This is a genomic window from Dellaglioa sp. BT-FLS60 (assembly GCF_054941065.1).
On the sequence record NZ_JBSOLI010000036.1, the window covers coordinates 263,026 to 280,977 of the forward strand.

Genomic DNA, 17,952 nt, shown 5'->3' on the forward strand with positions numbered 1-17,952 from the left:
TACTTCCTCCAATATTAAATGTTTTCTATTCCTTCACGAACATCCGTTAATTTTATTTTATTAAATGCTTCTGGATCAGTTTTTAGAGTTCCATCTGAAACTATCCGAACGTCACGAGCTTGACTAATAAATTGTATTATATTTCTAACCCAACGCCCGTTTCCATCAACTTGATTATTTTGTTTAGCTTTCAAAATATAATTTTCAAGTTCTACTTTAGCATCATCATCTAACTTCTGTTTTTGTTGCCCAAGTTGTACATAAGTGATTGCTAACAAATCTTCAGCGCTATAATCTGGAAAACTTATTTTATTAACAAATCGACTGGGTAATCCTGGATTAGATTGTAATAATTTCCCCATATTTTTAGTGTAACCAGCCATAATGACTATCAAATCCGATCGATAATCATCCATATCTTTAACTAGTGTTGTTATAGCCTCTCTTTTATAAGTACCCGCATTACCACTCTCTGGATCCAATTCATAAGCTTCATCAATAAAAAGAATTCCACCCTTAGCCTTCATTATTAGATTATGCGTTTTAGGAGATGTTTGTCCTGTGTACTCTCCAATCATATCTTTTGCAGTTACTTCTTTTATATCAGGTTTTGAAATAATTTCATTTTCAAATAAGATTCTTGCTAGTAATCTTGCGACTTGTGTTTTACCTGTTCCAGGCGCTCCACTAAAAATTAAATGCAAACTACTTTCATTAACCGGTTCACCCTTTTTTTTCCGCATCTCATTAACAATACTTGTAGCTATGTATGTTTTAACTTTTTTCTTAACATCTGTGAGACCAATCATTTCATCAAGTTTATTTTGTGCTGATTTCTGTTTGGGTTTAGGTACTGGTTTAGGTTGTTTAGGAGTAGGCGTAAATTTATTCTTACGCTTAATTTTCGCATCCACTAGCATTACCTGTGAGCTCTCATCATAAAAAAACCAAGATGTTTTATCTTCATAATTTCTAAAGTTTATATTTCCACGATTAACACGATTTACCCACTTATTAATAATGGACCACTCACCACTTATATTTACTACTATATCTTTATTAGGATTAATCAAAAATAATCGTGCAACTTCCTCATACCTATCGTAGTTACCTTCAGGCGTACTAACCTGTTTTATTATAGTATTTCCGTATATTTTCAAGCCATCAATTAATTCATTTGTTAAAAATCCATCAGGATCAAGACCCATATCCATTGTAAATTTATCTATTAACATTTTATCATTTTTATCATATGTGGTTACACTAACCTCTAAAGCATTGAGCACTTGAATCCTTCCTGAAATCCCGAGATCAGTATTTATAGCATTTAAAGTTCCTAAATCTATTTTAACTGCTAACCACTTTTCATTTTCCTTAAACATGATATCACTTTCGTCTAATTCTGCGGAACCAAGCGTTAAACTATCTCCACTTAATTCTCTAGTACGTATCTGTGCTTGATCAATTATTACGTTATTACAAATCAATTTACTCAGAGGAAGTTTCCACACACTAAGTGAACTACTAAAATTCTCTGATGATTCATGTACCACTGTAAAATTTTCTAAGTCTAATTCTAACCCAGACACTCGTGATGTAATTCCACTACGATTTTCTCCAAGAATCATAGTGATATTTTCAATTTTACAATGATTATGTAAATTTATTCCCGACTTACCCTCCGGTACATAAAAAGTATGTCCATTCCCATCAATCGTAATCTGTGCATGAATTGAAACAACATCAATGATATCTGAATTAAGGACAACTGTATCCCCATCTTCTAATTTATCTTCTATCTCTGAAAAGGCGTATTCTTTCGGTTTAGTTCCTAATCTTCTTCCAATTGTATATACTTTATTATTTCCCATTACTCACAATCTCCTTTTATTATGCCAAAAACACTTATCTATATATCATTAGAAAATAGATAAAATACAAAGTACATTATTTAATAAATATCAAAAGAATGAAAAGAAAATTATTATTTAACACAAAATATATTTATCAAATATTCTTTACAGCTCTGTTATCAAAGTCTCACATATCATCTTATTTTCAATATTAATAAAAATTAAATATTTCTGAGTAGCCACATAAATTCCTTTTATTTTTATCATATTTTTCTATAATGCCATCTTCTTTATTTTATTCAGCTGTTTATATCAACAAGCTTTTATTAAAGTACCAATAAAAATAATACTTTGTACCAGTAATAATATCATAACACCATATAATTGACAATATAGCATGCACTTGGTACGGGCATAACGTGTATTAATTTTTGATATTCTTGTACTGAGGTGATAACTATATGACTATAGATTTTTTTGGAGAAAAATTAAAAGCAATTCGAAAATCAAAACGACTTACACAATTAGACTTGGCAATACGTTTAACTGTTAGCAAAGGAACTATTTCTGCGTACGAACAAGGACTTTCTTATCCATCACTTGAAACCCTTGTAAAAATTTGCGATATATTGGATACGTCTGCTGATTATTTACTTGGTATTTCTGATGATTTGCCATTTAAAATGGGTGGTCTAACAGATGAACAAATGGAAAGTATTTTACAATTTGTTACCTTAATTGAACGAGCAAATAAAATTCTTAATAAATAAGAAGAAATATCTTATTTTTCCCATATACTATTATTTTTAAAATGCTTTAGCACTAAAATAATTTTATTAAAATAAAATTTAATGATTATTAATCAATAAAGTACTCAATATTAAGAGTTAACCCTTAATATTGAGTACTTTATGTTATCCAAATAAATTATAGAAAATATATTTTAAATAATTTACTAATATCTGCAAAAAAAAAACACCCCACAATATACATTGTGAAGTGTTCCAAAATTTGATATACGAATATATTAACGTTTTGAGAATTGGCTTGCTTTACGAGCTTTCTTAAGACCTGGTTTCTTACGTTCTTTCATACGAGGATCACGTGTAAGTAATCCTGCAGATTTAAGAGCGGGACGGAAATCTGGATCTACTGTAAGTAATGCGCGAGCAATACCATGGCGAACTGCGCCAGCTTGACCTGAGAAGCCACCACCATTAGCGTTAACTAAAACATCATAACTACCTAATGTTTCTGTAGCGTTAAATGGTTGTAAGACAACTTCACGTAAGTTAGCAAATGGAATGTAATCTTCAATTGCTTTGTTGTTAATAGTAATTTTACCAGTACCTGGTACTAAACGTACACGAGCTACTGAGTTTTTACGACGACCTGTTCCTGAATATACGACTTGAGCCATTTCAATTGCCTCCTTAAATTAAGTTTGTAATATCTAAAGTTTCTGGTTGTTGTGCTTGTTGATCATGTTCTGCACCACGATATACATGTAATTTCAATGCTTGTTCTTTACCAAGAGTACCTTTTGGAAGCATACCTTTAACAGAGAAAGCAATTAATTTTTCAGGATCGTTGGCACGGAAATCACCAGCAGTACGAGTCTTTAAACCACCTGGATGATCTGTATGATGTTGGTATAATTTTCTGTCCGCTTTACGACCAGTTAAACCAACCTTTTCTGCATTGATAACAATAACGTTATCACCAGTATCCACATTAGGTGTGAATGTTGGTTTGTTTTTACCGCGTAAGATAGAAGCAACGACAGTTGATAAGCGACCTAAAGAAATATCAGTTGCATCAATAACATACCATTTACGTTCTATTTCGCCTTTTTTTGCTAAATAAGTTGTACGCACGATTGTTTCCTCCGTTTTTTCATGTTGTTTGTTTGACACTCAAATAAGTTTCCGGGGCCTATCAGTGGGGCAAACAATACCATTTATAATATTAACTATTAAAAGTCAATTTGTCAATCTAATTTATGGACATCCCACAAATAAATAACACCTTTTCAGATTTAAAATTGCCTTAGTATTCATATTGTCAATAACTACTAGTTTACCCTAATTCGTCCGGATAATAAACCTTTTTTAAATATAATCCACTGGCTGGAGCCGTTTCTCGAGCTTGTTGTCGATCCTTAACGTCATATAATCGTAAAATATCATGGACCGGACGCCGACCGTTCCCTATTTCTAGGAGTGTTGCGACTAAAATCCGCACCATATTGTAAAGAAATCCATTACCATAAAATTCAAAAATAATTTCATGATTTTCTTTATCTTCTCTCACGGTTGCCTCATAAATGGTCCGAACATGATTGGTCACCTGGCTACCAGCCGCCACAAAACTAGAAAAATCATGTTCACCAACTAAATCTGGCAACGCTTCTTCAATTTTGGCAAGATCAATTTTATATTTATAATGTCCTGTATAGAAACGTTTAAAAGGATCAGTGAACTCACCTTGTGACACACGATACATATATCGTTTTCCATGTGTACTAAAACGTGAATGAAAATCATCACTAACTAGCTCTGCTTTTTTTACCTGAACATCTAGCGGCAATAAGCTATTCAACGCTCGTACCATACTAGTTTCTGGAATTTCATGCATGAAGTCAAAATGAAAAACTTGTCCTAACGCATGAACTCCGGCATCCGTCCGGCCTGACCCATAGATTCTAACGGGAACCTCTGACTTGCTCATAATGGTGACTGCTTTTTCCAACACAGCTTCAACAGTCCGTTGGTTCGGTTGACGTTGAAACCCGGCAAAAGCTGCGCCATCATAAGCGACGGTAATTTTATAACGTACTGACATATTTATTCATCCTTAATTTTTGAGGTAGACTAATGCGACGGTGACGATGGCAAATAGAACAAAGGCCATGGTATCAGTCGTCCGCCATTTGAGAATACGGTACTTCGTTCGACCTTCACCACCTTGATAGCCACGCGATTCCATGGCTATCGCTAAATCTTCGGCACGATTGAATGAACTGACAAATAGTGGAATTAATAATGGAATAATGGACTGCATTTGTTTGATTAATGACCCTTGTCCAAAGTTCACCCCTCGAGCACGTTGCGCATTCATAATTTTTTCCGTTTCATCCATCAATGTAGGGACAAATCGTAAGGCAATTGATAACATTAAGGCAATTTCATAGACTGGAAATTTAATGACTTTGAGTGGCTTCAACAGCGATTCAATCGCATCCGCTAATTGAAGGGGTGCCGTTGATAAAGTCAATAACGTCGACATGAAAATGATTAAAATAAAGCGACAAAAAATATATAACCCATTTGTGACACCAAACTCTGAAATTTTAAAAATCCCCCAATGCCAATACATTTGTCCACCACTTGAGAATAACATCTGCAAAGCAACGGTAAAAATAATCAGCCAAATGAGCGGGCGAACACCCTTCAAAAAGAAACTCATGTTAATTTTTGAAGCCATGATACAGCCAAGTGTAAAGGCCAAAAGCATCGAGAAACTTTGCCAATTATTCGCCATAAAAATAATCCCGACAAAATAAAAACTTAAGACTAATTTAGCTCGAGGATCCAATCGATGAACAAGTGAATCACCTGCTATGTAACGTCCAAAAATCAATTTATTCATTAGCGTCATGGCCTCCATTCTGCTGACTCAGTAATGAGACAAGGTCGTCGGCTAATTCAGCTTCTGTTAAAGGCATATGACTAAATTTAAACCCTTTTTGAATTAGTTTTTTAGAAAACAGCGTTGTTGTTGGCACATTCAAATGATTATTTAATAAGAAATCTGGATCCGCAAAAACATCTTGCGGCGTCCCTGATTTGATAATTGTGCCTTTCGACATAATAATCGCATGATCTGCATAATTCGCCACATCATCCATTTGATGCGTTACTAAAATAACAGTGAGTTTCTGTTCACGATGCAGTTTTTCGAACATCGCCATCATATCAACACGGCCTCTGGGATCCAAACCTGCCGTTGGTTCGTCCAAAACAAGGATCTTAGGCTCCATAGCCAAAATTCCAGCTATCGCTACCCGACGCATTTGTCCGCCTGAAAGGTCAAACGGTGACTGTTGATAGATACTTTCTGGCAAACCAACTAATGCTAACATTTTTGCGGCGATTGCCTCCGCTTCTACTTCCGTTTTGCCAAAATTTTTAGGCGCAAATGCCACATCTTTAATGACCGTTTCTTCAAAGAGTTGTGCTTCTGGAAATTGAAAAACAATGCCAACTTGTTTACGCAAATCATTCAATGCTTTGTTAGATGTTTCTGGCGTAATCACTTGTTCGCCAATTTGGATTTGCCCTTCAGTTGGCTTCAATAACCCATTTAGATGTTGTAGTAATGTCGACTTACCAGAACCGGTATGCCCGACAATTGCCGTAAACGATCCTTCTTTAATATCAAGATTAATGTCATGCAAGGCTCGACTTTCAAAAGGGGTCCCTTTTTGATAGGTGAAGGCTACTTCGTTGAATTTAATTGCCATAACCAATCCACCATGCCTTCCTCTGTCATATAATCATCTGGAACTTCAAAATGACGTTTTTTAAGTGCGACTTTTAACCGTTCTGGATAAGGAACATCCAAGCCCATATCGACTAATTGCTCGCCAAGTGCGAAAATTTCGGCAGGAGTCCCCTGTTTTACGAGCTGGCCTTCATCCATCACCATGATTTTGTCAGCACTCGCTGCCTCATTAATATCATGTGTGATTGAAATGATAGTTAGCCCCCGCTCATCTTTGAGTTGGTGAATTAGGCTCAAAACTTCATCACGGCCTTCTGGATCCAGCATACTGGTTGATTCATCCAAGATGATGACTTCTGGTCTTAGAGCGACAATTCCAGCGATTGCGACCCGTTGTTTCTGTCCCCCAGAGAGTCTCGCAGGTTCTTTAGCGGCAAATTCCCACATATCCACACGTTCAAGGGCATCTTTGACTCGGATCTGCATGTCTGAACGCTCAATCCCATTATTTTCTAAACCGAACGCAACATCGTCCTCGACAGTCGCCCCAACGAATTGATTATCCGGATTTTGAAAAACAATGCCAATTTTACGACGAATATCCCAAACCGTTTCTGTTGATAAAACAAGGCCAGCAACTGTGATTTCACCTGATTGCGGTGCGAGTAGTCCATTGATATTTTTTGATAACGTACTTTTTCCACTACCATTATGACCAATGATAGCGACCCAGTCTCCTTTATTAATCGTAAAGGACACATCTTTAAGGGCCATTTCATTCGTCTCTTTTTGTGTTTCATATTGATAATTTAAATGATCAACTTTAATTACTTCAGTCATTATCTCTGTCCTCACACTTCGCAAAATAGATTACGATTTAAATTATATCACAGGCAAAAATTATCTTAGTCTGTTTATACTTTTATTAGCATGGTTATTTTATCTATAGCTCTCATTTTAAAGGACTAATTAATCTCGACATGTGATAATTAATTAAATCTTGTTCATGTCGATAATGATGCTGTTTGTTTTGACTTTTAAATCCTTGTTTTTCAAAAAAGGAGACTGCAGTAATTGAAGCATCCACCGTTTGTTCAGCTAGTTGTAACTCATTTCTTTGATAACTGGTTAATCCCTCTAATACCAACGTGCCAATATGGTGCTTAATCATTCGGCTCATAACGTACAACATATCAATGTGCCCCGTTACTTCACTGTTGCCAAATCCAACGATTTTTGACTCTTTGATGGCAACTAACGTGTAGGACTGCTTCAACCGCTTATGCCACTCGTCGAGATTAGGATGAGATTGTTTCCATTCATTGATTTCTAACTGAGAATAATCTTGTCGATTTACATCTTGAATCGTTTGATTAAATAAAGCGATGATTTCAGACAAATATTGTCTCTCATAATGAACAATTCTAATTGTATCGCCAGTCATAACCATTTCCTCCTAAGTGTGAATTAAGAATAATAGTTATCATACTAGATTTCAATCCATAAAAAAAGGGTTCAGAACACATTGTTTGAATGCGTTCTGAACCCTTTTAACAATCTCATTAGAAAATAAAAAATCACTATGAAGGATGACCGGCAATTCACAAATGTGAAAAACCTTCAAACTAGACTAAGATTGCTCCATCATCATAACGTTTGTTTTTAATCATCAATCAAAGTGAAAAATTATCTAGTAACGAATTATACTAATTCAATAATAACCATTTGTGCGGCATCGCCACGACGAGGCATTGTCTTCATAGTTCTAGTGTATCCACCATTACGTTCAGCGTAACGAGGAGCTACATCAGAAAATAATTTTTGTAATGCTGATTGAACAGTGACATCGTCACCATCTTCTTTCACGTCAGCAACTGTGTTTCTTACGAAAGCAGCAGCACGACGACGTGAAGCCAAATCACCACGTTTACCTAAAGAAATCATTTTATCGGCAGATTTGCGTACTTCTTTAGCGCGAGCTTCAGTAGTCACAATTCGTTCGTTGATAATAAGACTTGTTGTTAAATCACGTAACATTGCTTTACGTTGAGAACTTGTACGTCCTAATTTGCGGTAACTCATGAATAGGTTCCCTCCCTCTATATAATATTAGTCATCATGACGTAATGATAAATCAAGCGCAGCTAATTTAGCTTTGACTTCTTCCAATGATTTACGGCCTAAGTTACGGACCTTCATCATGTCGGCTTCAGATTTATTCGTTAATTCTTGAACCGTGTTGATACCAGCACGTTTCAAACAATTATATGAACGAACCGATAAATCGAGTTCTTCAATCGTCATTTCGAGCATTTTTTCTTTATGGGTTTCTTCTTTTTCAACCATAATTTCAGTGTTCTTTGCTTCGTCGGTTAAATCAACAAATAAAGTCAAATGCTCAGTTAAAATTTTAGCCGACAAACTAATGGCTTCGCTTGGTGTAATTGAACCGTTCGTCCAAACATCAAGTGTCAATTTGTCATAATCATCTTTTTGACCAACACGTGTTTTTTCTACTTGGTAGTTCACACGTTCGATTGGGGTATAAATGGAGTCAATTGGTAATACGCCAATTGGCATATCTTCCGCTTTGTTTTGATCAGCAGATACGTATCCACGACCATTGCTAGCGTTCATGCGAACATGAAAAGATGCACCTTCTGCGACTGTACAAATGTACAAGTCGGGATTCAATACTTCAACATCACTGTTTCCAATGATATCACCGGCAGTAACTTCTGCGGGACCCTTCACATCAATTTCGATGGCTTGGTCTTCATCAGCAGCTAACTTCAAAGCAACTTTCTTAATATTCAAAATAATTTGAGTAACATCTTCCAATACGCCTTCAATAGTTGAAAACTCATGTAAAACACCATCAATTTGAATATTAGTAATAGATGCGCCTGGTAAGGAAGATAGTAGAATCCGACGAAGTGAATTACCTAATGTCGTACCATAACCGCGTTCAAGTGGTTCTACAACAAATTTACCATAGTTAGGACTTTCATCTATCTTATGAATATTTGGTTTTTCAAATTCAATCATTCTTATCTTTACCCCTTTCAAAACGTAACGTGTAATCTAGTGAAAACATTATGAAGTTCAACTCCGTAATGAATATTAATCCACGTTAAACACGACGGCGTTTTGGAGGACGACATCCATTATGAGGCACTGGAGTAACATCGCGAATTGCAGTTACTTCAAGACCAGTTGTTTGTAAAGCACGAATTGCGGCTTCACGGCCAGAACCAGGGCCTTTAACAGCTACTTCAACGGTTTTCATACCGTTTTCCATTGAGCCTTTAGCTGCAGCTTCTGCTGCCATTTGTGCTGCGAATGGTGTAGATTTACGACTACCTCTAAAACCTAATGCACCAGCTGATGACCATGCAACGGCGTTACCGTTAACATCAGTAATCATAACAAGTGTATTGTTAAAAGTAGAATGAATATGTGCAACACCGGCTTCAATATGTTTTTTAACACGGCGTTTGCGAGAAACTTTCTTAGTTGCCATAAATAGTATTACCTCCTTAATCTAATAATTATTTCTTGCGGCCTGCAATTGATGTAGCTGGGCCTTTACGTGTACGAGCGTTGTTTTTCGTGTTTTGTCCACGAACTGGTAAACCACGACGATGACGCATGCCTCGGTACGTTCCAATTTCTTGGAGACGTTTAATATTCAAACTGATTTCGCGACGTAAGTCACCCTCAATTTTGAATTGATCAACAACTTTACGGATTGCATCCTCTTGGTCAGTTGTTAAATCACGAGTTCTAATATCTTCTGATACTTCTGCTTCTACCAAGATCTTAGCAGCAGTTGTATTACCGATTCCATAAATGTAAGTTAATGCTACCACGATTCTTTTATCACGTGGAATATCAATACCTGCAATACGAGCCATAACAATTACACCTCCTAATTTTTATTATCCTTGACGTTGTTTATGTTTTGGATTTGCGCTGCAAATGATCATAACTCGACCTTTGCGCTTGATAACTTTACAATGTTCACACATTGGTTTTACTGATGGTCTTACTTTCATTGAATTATACCTCCTAAAAGTTTTTGAAGTACAATCTATTTAAAGCGATAAGTAATACGACCCTTACTTAAATCGTAAGGAGACATTTCAACCGTCACTTTATCACCGGGTAAAATACGAATATAGTTCTTACGGATTTTACCTGAGACATGAGCTAAAATTTCATGATCATTTTCAAGTACTACTCGAAAAGTCGCATTGGGTAACGTTTCACGGACCGTACCCTCAATCTCAATTACTTCTTCTTTCGCCACGTAAATGTACCTCCTTAAAATCGTGTTTTAACTTTACATGTAAAAATGGTGAGAATTAGATACTCTCACCCGTTCTTATCAAGATATTATTGCAAATATCCTCCTGAAAAGATAAACCGGAATTATTCTATCATACCGCTATCTCAGATGCAAGTTAGCCACTCCGGCACAATTACTTTGCAGCGGAATACTAAGATTATTTAAGATTGTTTAAAATCGTTTCAATATCTGCAAATACATCTTCAATATCACGGTTACCATCTACTGTATACAATAGATGACGTTGTTCATAAAAATCTAATAATGGTGTATTCATTTTGATGTTAACTTCTAAACGGTTCTTAACCGTTTCAAGCTTGTCATCTTCACGTTGATAAAATTCATGATGACCACAACGATCACAAGTTCCTTCAACCTTTGTAGGGTTGAAAATTTTATGATAAGTAGCACCACAATTACGACAAATGTAACGACCAGTTAAACGTTCAATTAGTGATTCAGGATCGACATGAATGTCAATGACTGCATTAAGAGGTTTCCCAAGGTCTTTGCCAATTTCGTCCAAGGCAACAGCTTGCGCCATATTTCTTGGAAAACCATCGAGCATGTAGCCGTCTTGAATATCATCTTCGGCTAATCGTTCTTTGACAATGCCATTTGTGACTTCATCAGGAACAAGATCACCGCGATCAATATACTTTTTAGCTTCAAGTCCCATTGGTGTTTCATTTTTCATTGCTGCACGGAAGATGTCTCCCGTAGAGATATGAGCGATGTGGAAAACGTCGACAATCTTTTCAGCTTGTGTTCCTTTACCTGCACCAGGTAAACCCATTAACATCAGGTTCATTTTCGTCATGAATATCCTCCTAATATGAGAAATGGCTAGGCATCAGCCTAACCTAATCCTCAGTTTAAAATTTGTATTTTATCGATTATCTAATGAATCCAACATACTTACGTTTCATCATCATACCCTCTAATTGACGAATGGTTTCAAGTGCAACCCCAACAACAATTAACAGACTAGTACCACCTAAACCAACTGATTCATCTAATCCAAACAAACTCGATGCTAATAATGGAATTAAAGCAACAAATCCTAAGAATAATGAACCAACCGTACTTAATCGCATCAATAATTTTGAAACATATTTTTCTGTTGCTTTACCAGGCCAAACACTTGGAATATAACTTCCTTGTTTTTGTAAGTTCTCTGAGAGTTTCTCAGGATTTACCTGGACGAAAGCGTAGAAGAATGTGAACAAGACAATCAATACAGTATATAGAATGGCACCATACGTTGTTTGCATGTTGAAAACTTGACTCAGTACTTGGTACCAAGTCGTATCACCCTGTGAGCTTTGGAATGCCAAAAGCACAGTTTGAGGAGTTGCAATGAACGAACTCGCAAAAATAACGGGGATAACACCCGCAACGTTCACTTTAAGTGGCAGATAAGAATTATCTGTCGCACCAGCTACACGTCTTGTGTATTGAATTGGAATCTTGTAGTTAGCTTGTTGAACATATGTTACAAAAGTTACAATTGCAAAGATTGCAACGAACAAGATAACTATGAACAAGATGCCCCCCCAAAGATCACCTTTATCAGCTTGGAAAATTTGTTCATTAAAAATCTGTTTAATACCACCCGGAATACGAGAAACAATACCTGCCATGATTAACATGGAAACACCATTTCCAATACCTCGTTCAGTAATCATATCACCTAACCAAGTCGTAAACATTGTTCCAGCTGTTAAAATAACACCCAAGACAACATATGTTTCCGTACTTGGATTATTAACCAAGCCTAAACTACTCAATGAGTCTAAACCTGCAGTAATACCTACAGATTGAACAAACGCCAAAACAATTGTTAGGTAACGCGTAGCTTGATTCAATTTACGACGACCAACTTCACCTTGTTTACTCCATTCTACAAAACGAGGAACAATGTCCATTTGTAGTAATTGAATAACAATTTGAGCAGTAATGTAGGGTGAAACCCCCATTGCGAAAATTGAGTAGTTAGTTAATCCACCACCACTAAATGTGTTAAGAAGACTAACTAAGTTACTACTTGTTGCACTAGCAATTGCAGCATGGTTAATTCCAGGAACTGTTATAAAAGTACCTAAGCGAAAGACAATTAAAACACATAAAGTGAAAAAAATCTTTTGACGGATTTCTTTCACAGCTAATGCATTTTTCATCACTTTAAGCATTAGATCACCTCTGTTTGACCACCGGCAGCTTCAATAGCTTCTTTAGCAGCAGCTGAGAATTTACCTGCTTTAACAGTTAATTTCTTATTAAGTTCGCCGGAAGCTAAAATTTTAATTCCTGATTTTTCGTTCTTAACAATACCTGATTCAACAAGTAAAGCTGGTGTTACTTCAGCACCGTTTTCGAATTTGTTTAAGCTATCTAAATTGACAACTGCATATTCTTTACGGTTGAAGTTGTTAAATCCACGTTTTGGCATACGACGGAATAAAGGCATTTGTCCACCTTCAAAACCTAAACGTACTTTACTACGGGCTTTTTGACCTTTTTGACCACGGCCAGAAGTTTTACCATTACCAGAAGATGTTCCACGTCCGACACGGTTACGTATTGAGCGAGAACCTTCACTAGGTTTTAATTCATGTAATTTCATAGGGTTGGCACCTCCTTATTTTAAACTTCAAACAAGATGTTGATATTATTTTACTTCTTCAACGTCCACTAAATGAGAAATCTTTGCGATAACGCCTCGTGTTACTGCGTCGTTAGGACGAATAACAGAGCTGCTAATACGGTGTAAACCGAAAGCTTTAACGATTTCGCGTTGATTTTGAGGACGTCCAATGACACTGCGTTTTAATGTAATTTTCAAATCTGTCATGTTTTAGTCCTCCTAATCAGCTAAGTGTTGAATAGAAACGCCACGTAATGCAGCAACTTCTTCAGCACTCTTCATTTTCTTTAAACCAGCCATTGTTGCGCGAACAACGTTGATTGGTGTATTTGAACCTAATGATTTACTTGTTACATCTGATACTCCAGCAAGTTCCATAACGGCACGAACTGAACCACCAGCAGCAACTCCAGAACCTTCAACAGCTGGTTTAAGCATAATGCGTCCACCACTGTATTGACCGAGAACTTCGTGAGGAAGTGTCGTACCGACCATAGGTACGTCAATCAAGTTCTTTTTAGCATCTTCAACTGCTTTACGGATTGCTTCAGGAACTTCTTGAGCTTTACCTGTACCGAAGCCTACATGACCATTGTGATCACCGACGATAACTAATGCAGCAAAACGTAGACGACGTCCACCTTTTACAACTTTAGTAACACGGTTAATCGCAACAACACGATCTTCTAAATCTAAATGAGTTGGATCAATGAAAGTCATAAACTATTTCCTCCCTTTCTTAGAATTCTAATCCATTTTCACGAGCTGCTTCAGCTAAAGCAGCAACGCGTCCATGGTATAAGTATCCGCCACGATCAAAAACAACAGCTTTGATACCTTTGTCATTAGCACGTTTAGCAACTAATGCGCCAACAGCAGTAGCTTTTGCTACTTTGCTATCGCCTGTTACTTCACTATCAATTGTTGAGGCACTTGCTAGCGTTACACCCGCTACGTCATCAATTACTTGAGCGTAGATGTGGTTATTTGAACGGAATACGTTTAAGCGTGGGCACTCTGCAGTTCCAGAAATCTTACCACGAACACGTAAATGACGCTTTGAACGTGTTTTATTTCTATCTGGTTTTGTAATCACAATTTTCACCTCTTGATTTTATTCAAAAACAAAGTAAGTAATGCTAAGCAGCATTATTTACCTGTTTTACCTTCTTTACGACGAACATGTTCGCCAACGTAACGAATTCCTTTACCTTTATAAGGTTCTGGAGGACGAACGGCACGAATTTCTGCGGCAAGATCGCCAACTTCTTGTTTACTGATACCTGAAATAATGATACTTGTATTTGCAGGAACTTCAACTTTTAAGTTTGCACGTTCTTCAAAATCCACTTGATGTGAATAACCAACATTTAATACTAATTTTTTCCCTTGTAATTGTGCACGATAACCAACACCAATCAACTCAAGTTCTTTTTTGAAACCTTCTGTAACACCAAGAACCATGTTGTTTACGTTGGCACGCATTGTACCATGTAAGGCACGAGTGCTTTTATCGTCACTTTCACGAGTAAATTTAACTGAAAGGCCTTCAACATGCATTGTAATTGCATTAGAAAACTTACGAGTTAATTCACCTTTGGGGCCTTTTACTGTAACCATTTGACCTTCTTGTGTAACTTCTACACCAGCAGGAAGAACGATTTCTTTATAACCTATACGACTCACGCGAGTGACACCTCCTTACGAATTAATTGATTACCAGATGTATGCTAAGACTTCGCCACCAATTTGTTTGGCGCGTGCATCTTTATCTGTCATCACACCTTCTGATGTTGAGATAACTGCAATTCCTAAACCATTTAATACTTTAGGAACTGCATCAGCTTGAACGTACGTACGTAATCCTGGTTTTGAAATACGTTTGATACCAGAGATTACACGTTCATTGTCTTTTCCAAATTTTAAAAACACACGGATAATTCCTTGTTTGTCATCATCGATGTATTCGATATCACGTACGAAACCTTCATTTTTAAGGATTTCAGCGATATCACGTTTGATTTTTGAAGCAGGCACTTCTAAAGACTCATGCCGTACCATATTTGCATTACGGATACGAGTTAAAAAGTCTGCGATCGGATCAGTCATGACCATTGAGTTTACCCTCCTTTAACTTGTCTTTTAGATTTACCAGCTAGCTTTTTTCATACCAGGAATTTGGCCTTTGTGAGCAAGGTCACGAAGACAAATACGGCATAATTTAAATTTACGATAAACAGAATGTGGACGACCACAACGTTCGCAACGTGTATAAGCTTGTGTAGAGAATTTTGCTGGACGTTTGTTCTTTGCAATTAATGATTTTTTAGCCAAAGCTTTGTAACCTCCTTATTATTTAGAAAACGGCATACCTAATTGTGTGAGTAATTCTTTTGATTCCTCATCAGTATTAGCAGTTGTAACAATAACGATATCCATTCCACGAACTTTATCCACATCATCGAAATCGATTTCTGGGAAAATTAATTGTTCGCGAACACCTAAAGTATAGTTACCACGGCCATCAAAGGCTTTATTGCTAACACCACGGAAATCACGCACACGAGGTAATGAAACTGATACTAATTTGTCTAAGAAATCGTACATGCGTTCGCCACGTAAAGTAACTTTAGCACCGATTGGCATACCTTCACGTAAACGGAAGCCAGCGATTGATTTTTTAGCTTTTGTAACCAAAGGTTTTTGACCAGCGATCAAAGCTAATTCTTCAACTGCTTTATCTAAATTCTTAGCATTTGTAACAGCATCACCAACACCCATGTTGATAACAATTTTATCAACTTGAGGTGTTTGCATAATTGATGTGTAGTTAAATTTTTCCATCATAGATGGTGTAATTTCATTAGTGAACTTTTCTTTTAAACGGTTAGTCATGAAGAAAGTGTCCTCCTTTCAATAGGTCTACTTAACAGTTTCACCTGATTTTTTAGAAACTCTAACTTTCTTGCCATCTACAACTTTAAAGCCAACACGAGTTGGTTCGTTTGTAGAAGGGTCGACAAGCATCACGTTTGAAACGTGAATTGGTGCTGCCATATCCACGATGCCACCTTGTGGATTCGAGTTGCTAGGTTTTTGATGTTTTTTCACAATATTGATACCTTCAACAATCACACGGTCTTGTTTAAGGAAAACTTTAGTAACAGTACCTTGTTTACCTTTATCTTTACCTGCAATTAATTGAACTTTATCACCAGTTTTGACGAACATTTAGCGCACCTCCTTGTTTTCCGATGGATTTCTTATAATACTTCGGGTGCTAAAGAAACAATCTTCATGAAATTGTTATCACGTAATTCACGTGCAACAGGTCCAAAGATACGTGTACCTTTAGGGCTTTTGTCATCTTGGATGATAACGGCAGCATTTTCATCAAATTTGATGTATGAACCGTCAGCGCGATGAGCACCTGATTTTGTACGTACGATTACAGCTTTAACAACTTCACCTTTTTTGACAACACCACCTGGTGTTGCATGTTTAACAGTAGCAACAATAACGTCACCGATATTAGCAGTTCTACGCTTTGATCCACCTAAAACTTTAATAGTTAAGATTTCCTTTGCGCCTGAATTGTCGGCAATTTTTAAACGACTTTCTGTTTGTATCACAGTAAGTGTCCTCCTTTCAATAGCAAATTAGAAATACGAATGGCAATTATGCTTAAGCAATAACTGCTTTTTCAACGATATCTAATAAACGGAATCTCTTAGTTGCTGACAATGGACGAGTTTCCATAATTTGAACAATATCGCCGATTTTTGCTTCGTTGTTTTCATCATGTGCATAGAATTTTTTAGAATAAGTCACACGTTTACCGTAGGTTTTGTGTGTCTTGTATGTTTCGATAAGAACACTAATCGTTTTATCCATTTTGTCGGATACAACACGTCCTTGATAGACTTTACGTTGGTTACGAGTTTCACTCATGCGTAAATGGCCTCCCTTTCGTAATCTACTTGTTTAATTCTTGTTGGCGTAATGCCGTTTTGATACGAGCAATTGTTTTACGAACTTCACTTAAGCGTGCGGTATTTTCTAATTGACCGGTAGCTAATTGGAAGCGTAAGTTAAACAATTCATCTTTAAATTCTTGTTCTTTGGTAATCATTTCAGCAGTGGTTAATTCATTAATTTCCTTAGCCTTCATGTGATTCGCCACCTACTTCCTCACGTTTTACAATTTTAGTTCTCACTGGAAGTTTGTTTGATGCTAAGCGTAAAGCTTCGCGAGCAACTTCTTCAGTAACACCGGCAACTTCAAACATGATTTTTCCACGTTTAACTGGAGCTACCCATCCTTCAGGAGCACCTTTACCAGAACCCATTCGAACACCAATTGCTTTTGCAGTATATGATTTATGAGGGAAAATTTTAATCCATACTTTCCCACCACGTTTCATATGACGGTTAATTGCGACACGGGCAGCTTCGATTTGACGGTTAGTGATCCATGATGATTCAAGAGCCTGCAAACCGTAATCTCCAAAAGCGACTTCTTTGCCACCTTTAGCTTCCCCACGCATTTTACCACGGAATTCACGACGGAATTTTGTACGTTTAGGTACTAACAT

At 36.8% G+C, this 17,952-nt stretch carries 30 protein-coding genes; 1 reads left to right on the forward strand and 29 read right to left on the reverse strand.

Features of this window, described 5'->3' with window-relative positions; genetic code table 11:
- Positions 1 to 14: 14 nt before the first annotated feature.
- Positions 15 to 1,871 carry an AAA family ATPase gene (locus ACVQ8P_RS08555; protein WP_462298799.1) on the reverse strand — a complete coding sequence of 619 codons (1,857 nt, stop codon included), beginning with the start codon at positions 1,869 to 1,871 and terminating at the stop codon, positions 15 to 17.
- A 443-nt stretch (positions 1,872 to 2,314) separates the two neighbouring features.
- Between ACVQ8P_RS08555 and ACVQ8P_RS08560 the strand changes: the two genes are divergently transcribed.
- Complete coding sequence (locus ACVQ8P_RS08560) at positions 2,315 to 2,623, forward strand: helix-turn-helix domain-containing protein (RefSeq protein ID WP_462298800.1); 309 nt, start codon at positions 2,315 to 2,317, stop codon at positions 2,621 to 2,623.
- Between the two features lie 257 nt (positions 2,624 to 2,880).
- On the opposite strand, the gene rpsI is transcribed toward ACVQ8P_RS08560, so the two are convergent.
- From rpsI to rplP, 28 genes are all read right to left on the reverse strand, one after another.
- A complete protein-coding gene (rpsI, locus tag ACVQ8P_RS08565; RefSeq protein ID WP_462298801.1) occupies positions 2,881 to 3,273 on the reverse strand; it encodes a 30S ribosomal protein S9 in 393 nt (130 codons plus the stop codon).
- Positions 3,274 to 3,286: 13 nt separating this feature from the next.
- Entirely contained in the window at positions 3,287 to 3,730 is a 444-nt protein-coding gene (gene rplM / locus ACVQ8P_RS08570) for a 50S ribosomal protein L13 (RefSeq protein WP_462298844.1), read from the reverse strand.
- A gap of 202 nt (positions 3,731 to 3,932) precedes the next feature.
- Positions 3,933 to 4,697: a tRNA pseudouridine(38-40) synthase TruA gene (gene truA / locus ACVQ8P_RS08575; protein ID WP_462298802.1), complete on the reverse strand. Its 765-nt coding sequence runs from the start codon at positions 4,695 to 4,697 to the stop codon at positions 3,933 to 3,935.
- A 12-nt stretch (positions 4,698 to 4,709) separates the two neighbouring features.
- Positions 4,710 to 5,513 carry an energy-coupling factor transporter transmembrane component T family protein gene (locus ACVQ8P_RS08580; protein ID WP_462298803.1) on the reverse strand — a complete coding sequence of 268 codons (804 nt, stop codon included), beginning with the start codon at positions 5,511 to 5,513 and terminating at the stop codon, positions 4,710 to 4,712.
- Positions 5,497 to 6,378 (reverse strand): energy-coupling factor ABC transporter ATP-binding protein, encoded by an 882-nt coding sequence (locus ACVQ8P_RS08585; RefSeq protein ID WP_462298804.1) that lies wholly within the window; start codon positions 6,376 to 6,378, stop codon positions 5,497 to 5,499. Before ACVQ8P_RS08585 ends, ACVQ8P_RS08580 begins: the two co-directional genes overlap by 17 nt.
- Complete coding sequence (locus ACVQ8P_RS08590) at positions 6,354 to 7,199, reverse strand: energy-coupling factor ABC transporter ATP-binding protein (RefSeq protein WP_462298805.1); 846 nt, start codon at positions 7,197 to 7,199, stop codon at positions 6,354 to 6,356. The genes ACVQ8P_RS08585 and ACVQ8P_RS08590 overlap by 25 nt, the downstream gene beginning before the upstream one ends.
- Positions 7,200 to 7,311: 112 nt before the next feature.
- Entirely contained in the window at positions 7,312 to 7,803 is a 492-nt protein-coding gene (locus ACVQ8P_RS08595; RefSeq protein WP_462298806.1) for a GNAT family N-acetyltransferase, read from the reverse strand.
- A 257-nt stretch (positions 7,804 to 8,060) separates the two neighbouring features.
- Entirely contained in the window at positions 8,061 to 8,441 is a 381-nt protein-coding gene (gene rplQ, locus ACVQ8P_RS08600) for a 50S ribosomal protein L17 (RefSeq protein WP_057974617.1), read from the reverse strand.
- A gap of 27 nt (positions 8,442 to 8,468) precedes the next feature.
- Entirely contained in the window at positions 8,469 to 9,407 is a 939-nt protein-coding gene (locus ACVQ8P_RS08605) for a DNA-directed RNA polymerase subunit alpha (protein WP_462298807.1), read from the reverse strand.
- 85 nt (positions 9,408 to 9,492) lie between these two features.
- Positions 9,493 to 9,882: a 30S ribosomal protein S11 gene (rpsK, locus tag ACVQ8P_RS08610; protein WP_057974619.1), complete on the reverse strand. Its 390-nt coding sequence runs from the start codon at positions 9,880 to 9,882 to the stop codon at positions 9,493 to 9,495.
- A 28-nt stretch (positions 9,883 to 9,910) separates the two neighbouring features.
- Positions 9,911 to 10,276, reverse strand: coding sequence for a 30S ribosomal protein S13 (gene rpsM / locus ACVQ8P_RS08615; RefSeq protein ID WP_057974620.1), 366 nt, complete (start codon positions 10,274 to 10,276; stop codon positions 9,911 to 9,913).
- A 24-nt stretch (positions 10,277 to 10,300) separates the two neighbouring features.
- On the reverse strand, positions 10,301 to 10,417 hold the full coding sequence (gene rpmJ, locus ACVQ8P_RS08620; protein WP_057756760.1) for a 50S ribosomal protein L36: 117 nt from the start codon (positions 10,415 to 10,417) through the stop codon (positions 10,301 to 10,303).
- Between the two features lie 35 nt (positions 10,418 to 10,452).
- On the reverse strand, positions 10,453 to 10,671 hold the full coding sequence (infA, locus tag ACVQ8P_RS08625; RefSeq protein ID WP_057974621.1) for a translation initiation factor IF-1: 219 nt from the start codon (positions 10,669 to 10,671) through the stop codon (positions 10,453 to 10,455).
- Between the two features lie 196 nt (positions 10,672 to 10,867).
- Positions 10,868 to 11,530, reverse strand: coding sequence for an adenylate kinase (locus ACVQ8P_RS08630; protein ID WP_462298808.1), 663 nt, complete (start codon positions 11,528 to 11,530; stop codon positions 10,868 to 10,870).
- Between the two features lie 76 nt (positions 11,531 to 11,606).
- The gene (gene secY / locus ACVQ8P_RS08635) at positions 11,607 to 12,902 is read right to left on the reverse strand and encodes a preprotein translocase subunit SecY (protein WP_462298809.1); all 1,296 of its coding nucleotides are present in this window, start codon (positions 12,900 to 12,902) and stop codon (positions 11,607 to 11,609) included.
- The gene (rplO, locus tag ACVQ8P_RS08640) at positions 12,902 to 13,336 is read right to left on the reverse strand and encodes a 50S ribosomal protein L15 (protein WP_462298810.1); all 435 of its coding nucleotides are present in this window, start codon (positions 13,334 to 13,336) and stop codon (positions 12,902 to 12,904) included. The genes secY and rplO overlap by 1 nt, the downstream gene beginning before the upstream one ends.
- A gap of 45 nt (positions 13,337 to 13,381) precedes the next feature.
- Positions 13,382 to 13,564, reverse strand: coding sequence for a 50S ribosomal protein L30 (rpmD, locus tag ACVQ8P_RS08645; RefSeq protein WP_057974624.1), 183 nt, complete (start codon positions 13,562 to 13,564; stop codon positions 13,382 to 13,384).
- A 12-nt stretch (positions 13,565 to 13,576) separates the two neighbouring features.
- A complete protein-coding gene (gene rpsE / locus ACVQ8P_RS08650; protein ID WP_462298811.1) occupies positions 13,577 to 14,077 on the reverse strand; it encodes a 30S ribosomal protein S5 in 501 nt (166 codons plus the stop codon).
- Positions 14,078 to 14,096: 19 nt separating this feature from the next.
- Positions 14,097 to 14,453: a 50S ribosomal protein L18 gene (rplR, locus tag ACVQ8P_RS08655; protein ID WP_462298812.1), complete on the reverse strand. Its 357-nt coding sequence runs from the start codon at positions 14,451 to 14,453 to the stop codon at positions 14,097 to 14,099.
- Positions 14,454 to 14,506: 53 nt separating this feature from the next.
- On the reverse strand, positions 14,507 to 15,043 hold the full coding sequence (gene rplF / locus ACVQ8P_RS08660; protein ID WP_462298813.1) for a 50S ribosomal protein L6: 537 nt from the start codon (positions 15,041 to 15,043) through the stop codon (positions 14,507 to 14,509).
- A 30-nt stretch (positions 15,044 to 15,073) separates the two neighbouring features.
- Positions 15,074 to 15,472: a 30S ribosomal protein S8 gene (gene rpsH / locus ACVQ8P_RS08665; protein ID WP_057974628.1), complete on the reverse strand. Its 399-nt coding sequence runs from the start codon at positions 15,470 to 15,472 to the stop codon at positions 15,074 to 15,076.
- A gap of 33 nt (positions 15,473 to 15,505) precedes the next feature.
- The gene (locus ACVQ8P_RS08670) at positions 15,506 to 15,691 is read right to left on the reverse strand and encodes a type Z 30S ribosomal protein S14 (protein ID WP_057974629.1); all 186 of its coding nucleotides are present in this window, start codon (positions 15,689 to 15,691) and stop codon (positions 15,506 to 15,508) included.
- Between the two features lie 18 nt (positions 15,692 to 15,709).
- The gene (rplE, locus tag ACVQ8P_RS08675) at positions 15,710 to 16,252 is read right to left on the reverse strand and encodes a 50S ribosomal protein L5 (protein WP_462298814.1); all 543 of its coding nucleotides are present in this window, start codon (positions 16,250 to 16,252) and stop codon (positions 15,710 to 15,712) included.
- A 27-nt stretch (positions 16,253 to 16,279) separates the two neighbouring features.
- The gene (rplX, locus tag ACVQ8P_RS08680; protein WP_462298815.1) at positions 16,280 to 16,588 is read right to left on the reverse strand and encodes a 50S ribosomal protein L24; all 309 of its coding nucleotides are present in this window, start codon (positions 16,586 to 16,588) and stop codon (positions 16,280 to 16,282) included.
- A gap of 32 nt (positions 16,589 to 16,620) precedes the next feature.
- Positions 16,621 to 16,989 carry a 50S ribosomal protein L14 gene (gene rplN / locus ACVQ8P_RS08685; protein WP_057974632.1) on the reverse strand — a complete coding sequence of 123 codons (369 nt, stop codon included), beginning with the start codon at positions 16,987 to 16,989 and terminating at the stop codon, positions 16,621 to 16,623.
- A gap of 52 nt (positions 16,990 to 17,041) precedes the next feature.
- Positions 17,042 to 17,308: a 30S ribosomal protein S17 gene (gene rpsQ / locus ACVQ8P_RS08690; RefSeq protein ID WP_057974633.1), complete on the reverse strand. Its 267-nt coding sequence runs from the start codon at positions 17,306 to 17,308 to the stop codon at positions 17,042 to 17,044.
- A 25-nt stretch (positions 17,309 to 17,333) separates the two neighbouring features.
- Positions 17,334 to 17,528 (reverse strand): 50S ribosomal protein L29, encoded by a 195-nt coding sequence (gene rpmC, locus ACVQ8P_RS08695; RefSeq protein WP_057974634.1) that lies wholly within the window; start codon positions 17,526 to 17,528, stop codon positions 17,334 to 17,336.
- Complete coding sequence (gene rplP, locus ACVQ8P_RS08700; RefSeq protein WP_462298816.1) at positions 17,518 to 17,952, reverse strand: 50S ribosomal protein L16; 435 nt, start codon at positions 17,950 to 17,952, stop codon at positions 17,518 to 17,520. The genes rpmC and rplP overlap by 11 nt, the downstream gene beginning before the upstream one ends.

Coding starts and splice junctions, on each gene's coding strand:
- ACVQ8P_RS08630 (WP_462298808.1), bottom strand. CDS start 11,530: ATGACGAAAATGAACCTGATGTTAATGGGTTTACCTGGTGCAGGTAAA.
- rpsH (WP_057974628.1), bottom strand. CDS start 15,472: ATGGTCATGACTGATCCGATCGCAGACTTTTTAACTCGTATCCGTAAT.
- rplQ (WP_057974617.1), bottom strand. CDS start 8,441: ATGAGTTACCGCAAATTAGGACGTACAAGTTCTCAACGTAAAGCAATG.
- ACVQ8P_RS08590 (WP_462298805.1), bottom strand. CDS start 7,199: ATGACTGAAGTAATTAAAGTTGATCATTTAAATTATCAATATGAAACA.
- rpmC (WP_057974634.1), bottom strand. CDS start 17,528: ATGAAGGCTAAGGAAATTAATGAATTAACCACTGCTGAAATGATTACC.
- ACVQ8P_RS08595 (WP_462298806.1), bottom strand. CDS start 7,803: ATGACTGGCGATACAATTAGAATTGTTCATTATGAGAGACAATATTTG.
- secY (WP_462298809.1), bottom strand. CDS start 12,902: ATGCTTAAAGTGATGAAAAATGCATTAGCTGTGAAAGAAATCCGTCAA.
- rpsI (WP_462298801.1), bottom strand. CDS start 3,273: ATGGCTCAAGTCGTATATTCAGGAACAGGTCGTCGTAAAAACTCAGTA.
- rpsM (WP_057974620.1), bottom strand. CDS start 10,276: ATGGCTCGTATTGCAGGTATTGATATTCCACGTGATAAAAGAATCGTG.
- rpsK (WP_057974619.1), bottom strand. CDS start 9,882: ATGGCAACTAAGAAAGTTTCTCGCAAACGCCGTGTTAAAAAACATATT.
- ACVQ8P_RS08555 (WP_462298799.1), bottom strand. CDS start 1,871: ATGGGAAATAATAAAGTATATACAATTGGAAGAAGATTAGGAACTAAA.
- rplE (WP_462298814.1), bottom strand. CDS start 16,252: ATGACTAACCGTTTAAAAGAAAAGTTCACTAATGAAATTACACCATCT.
- ACVQ8P_RS08580 (WP_462298803.1), bottom strand. CDS start 5,513: ATGACGCTAATGAATAAATTGATTTTTGGACGTTACATAGCAGGTGAT.
- rpsQ (WP_057974633.1), bottom strand. CDS start 17,308: ATGAGTGAAACTCGTAACCAACGTAAAGTCTATCAAGGACGTGTTGTA.
- rpsE (WP_462298811.1), bottom strand. CDS start 14,077: ATGACTTTCATTGATCCAACTCATTTAGATTTAGAAGATCGTGTTGTT.
- ACVQ8P_RS08585 (WP_462298804.1), bottom strand. CDS start 6,378: ATGGCAATTAAATTCAACGAAGTAGCCTTCACCTATCAAAAAGGGACC.
- ACVQ8P_RS08560 (WP_462298800.1), top strand. CDS start 2,315: ATGACTATAGATTTTTTTGGAGAAAAATTAAAAGCAATTCGAAAATCA.
- ACVQ8P_RS08605 (WP_462298807.1), bottom strand. CDS start 9,407: ATGATTGAATTTGAAAAACCAAATATTCATAAGATAGATGAAAGTCCT.
- rpmD (WP_057974624.1), bottom strand. CDS start 13,564: ATGACAGATTTGAAAATTACATTAAAACGCAGTGTCATTGGACGTCCT.
- rpmJ (WP_057756760.1), bottom strand. CDS start 10,417: ATGAAAGTAAGACCATCAGTAAAACCAATGTGTGAACATTGTAAAGTT.
- rplO (WP_462298810.1), bottom strand. CDS start 13,336: ATGAAATTACATGAATTAAAACCTAGTGAAGGTTCTCGCTCAATACGT.
- truA (WP_462298802.1), bottom strand. CDS start 4,697: ATGTCAGTACGTTATAAAATTACCGTCGCTTATGATGGCGCAGCTTTT.
- rplX (WP_462298815.1), bottom strand. CDS start 16,588: ATGTTCGTCAAAACTGGTGATAAAGTTCAATTAATTGCAGGTAAAGAT.
- rplP (WP_462298816.1), bottom strand. CDS start 17,952: ATGTTAGTACCTAAACGTACAAAATTCCGTCGTGAATTCCGTGGTAAA.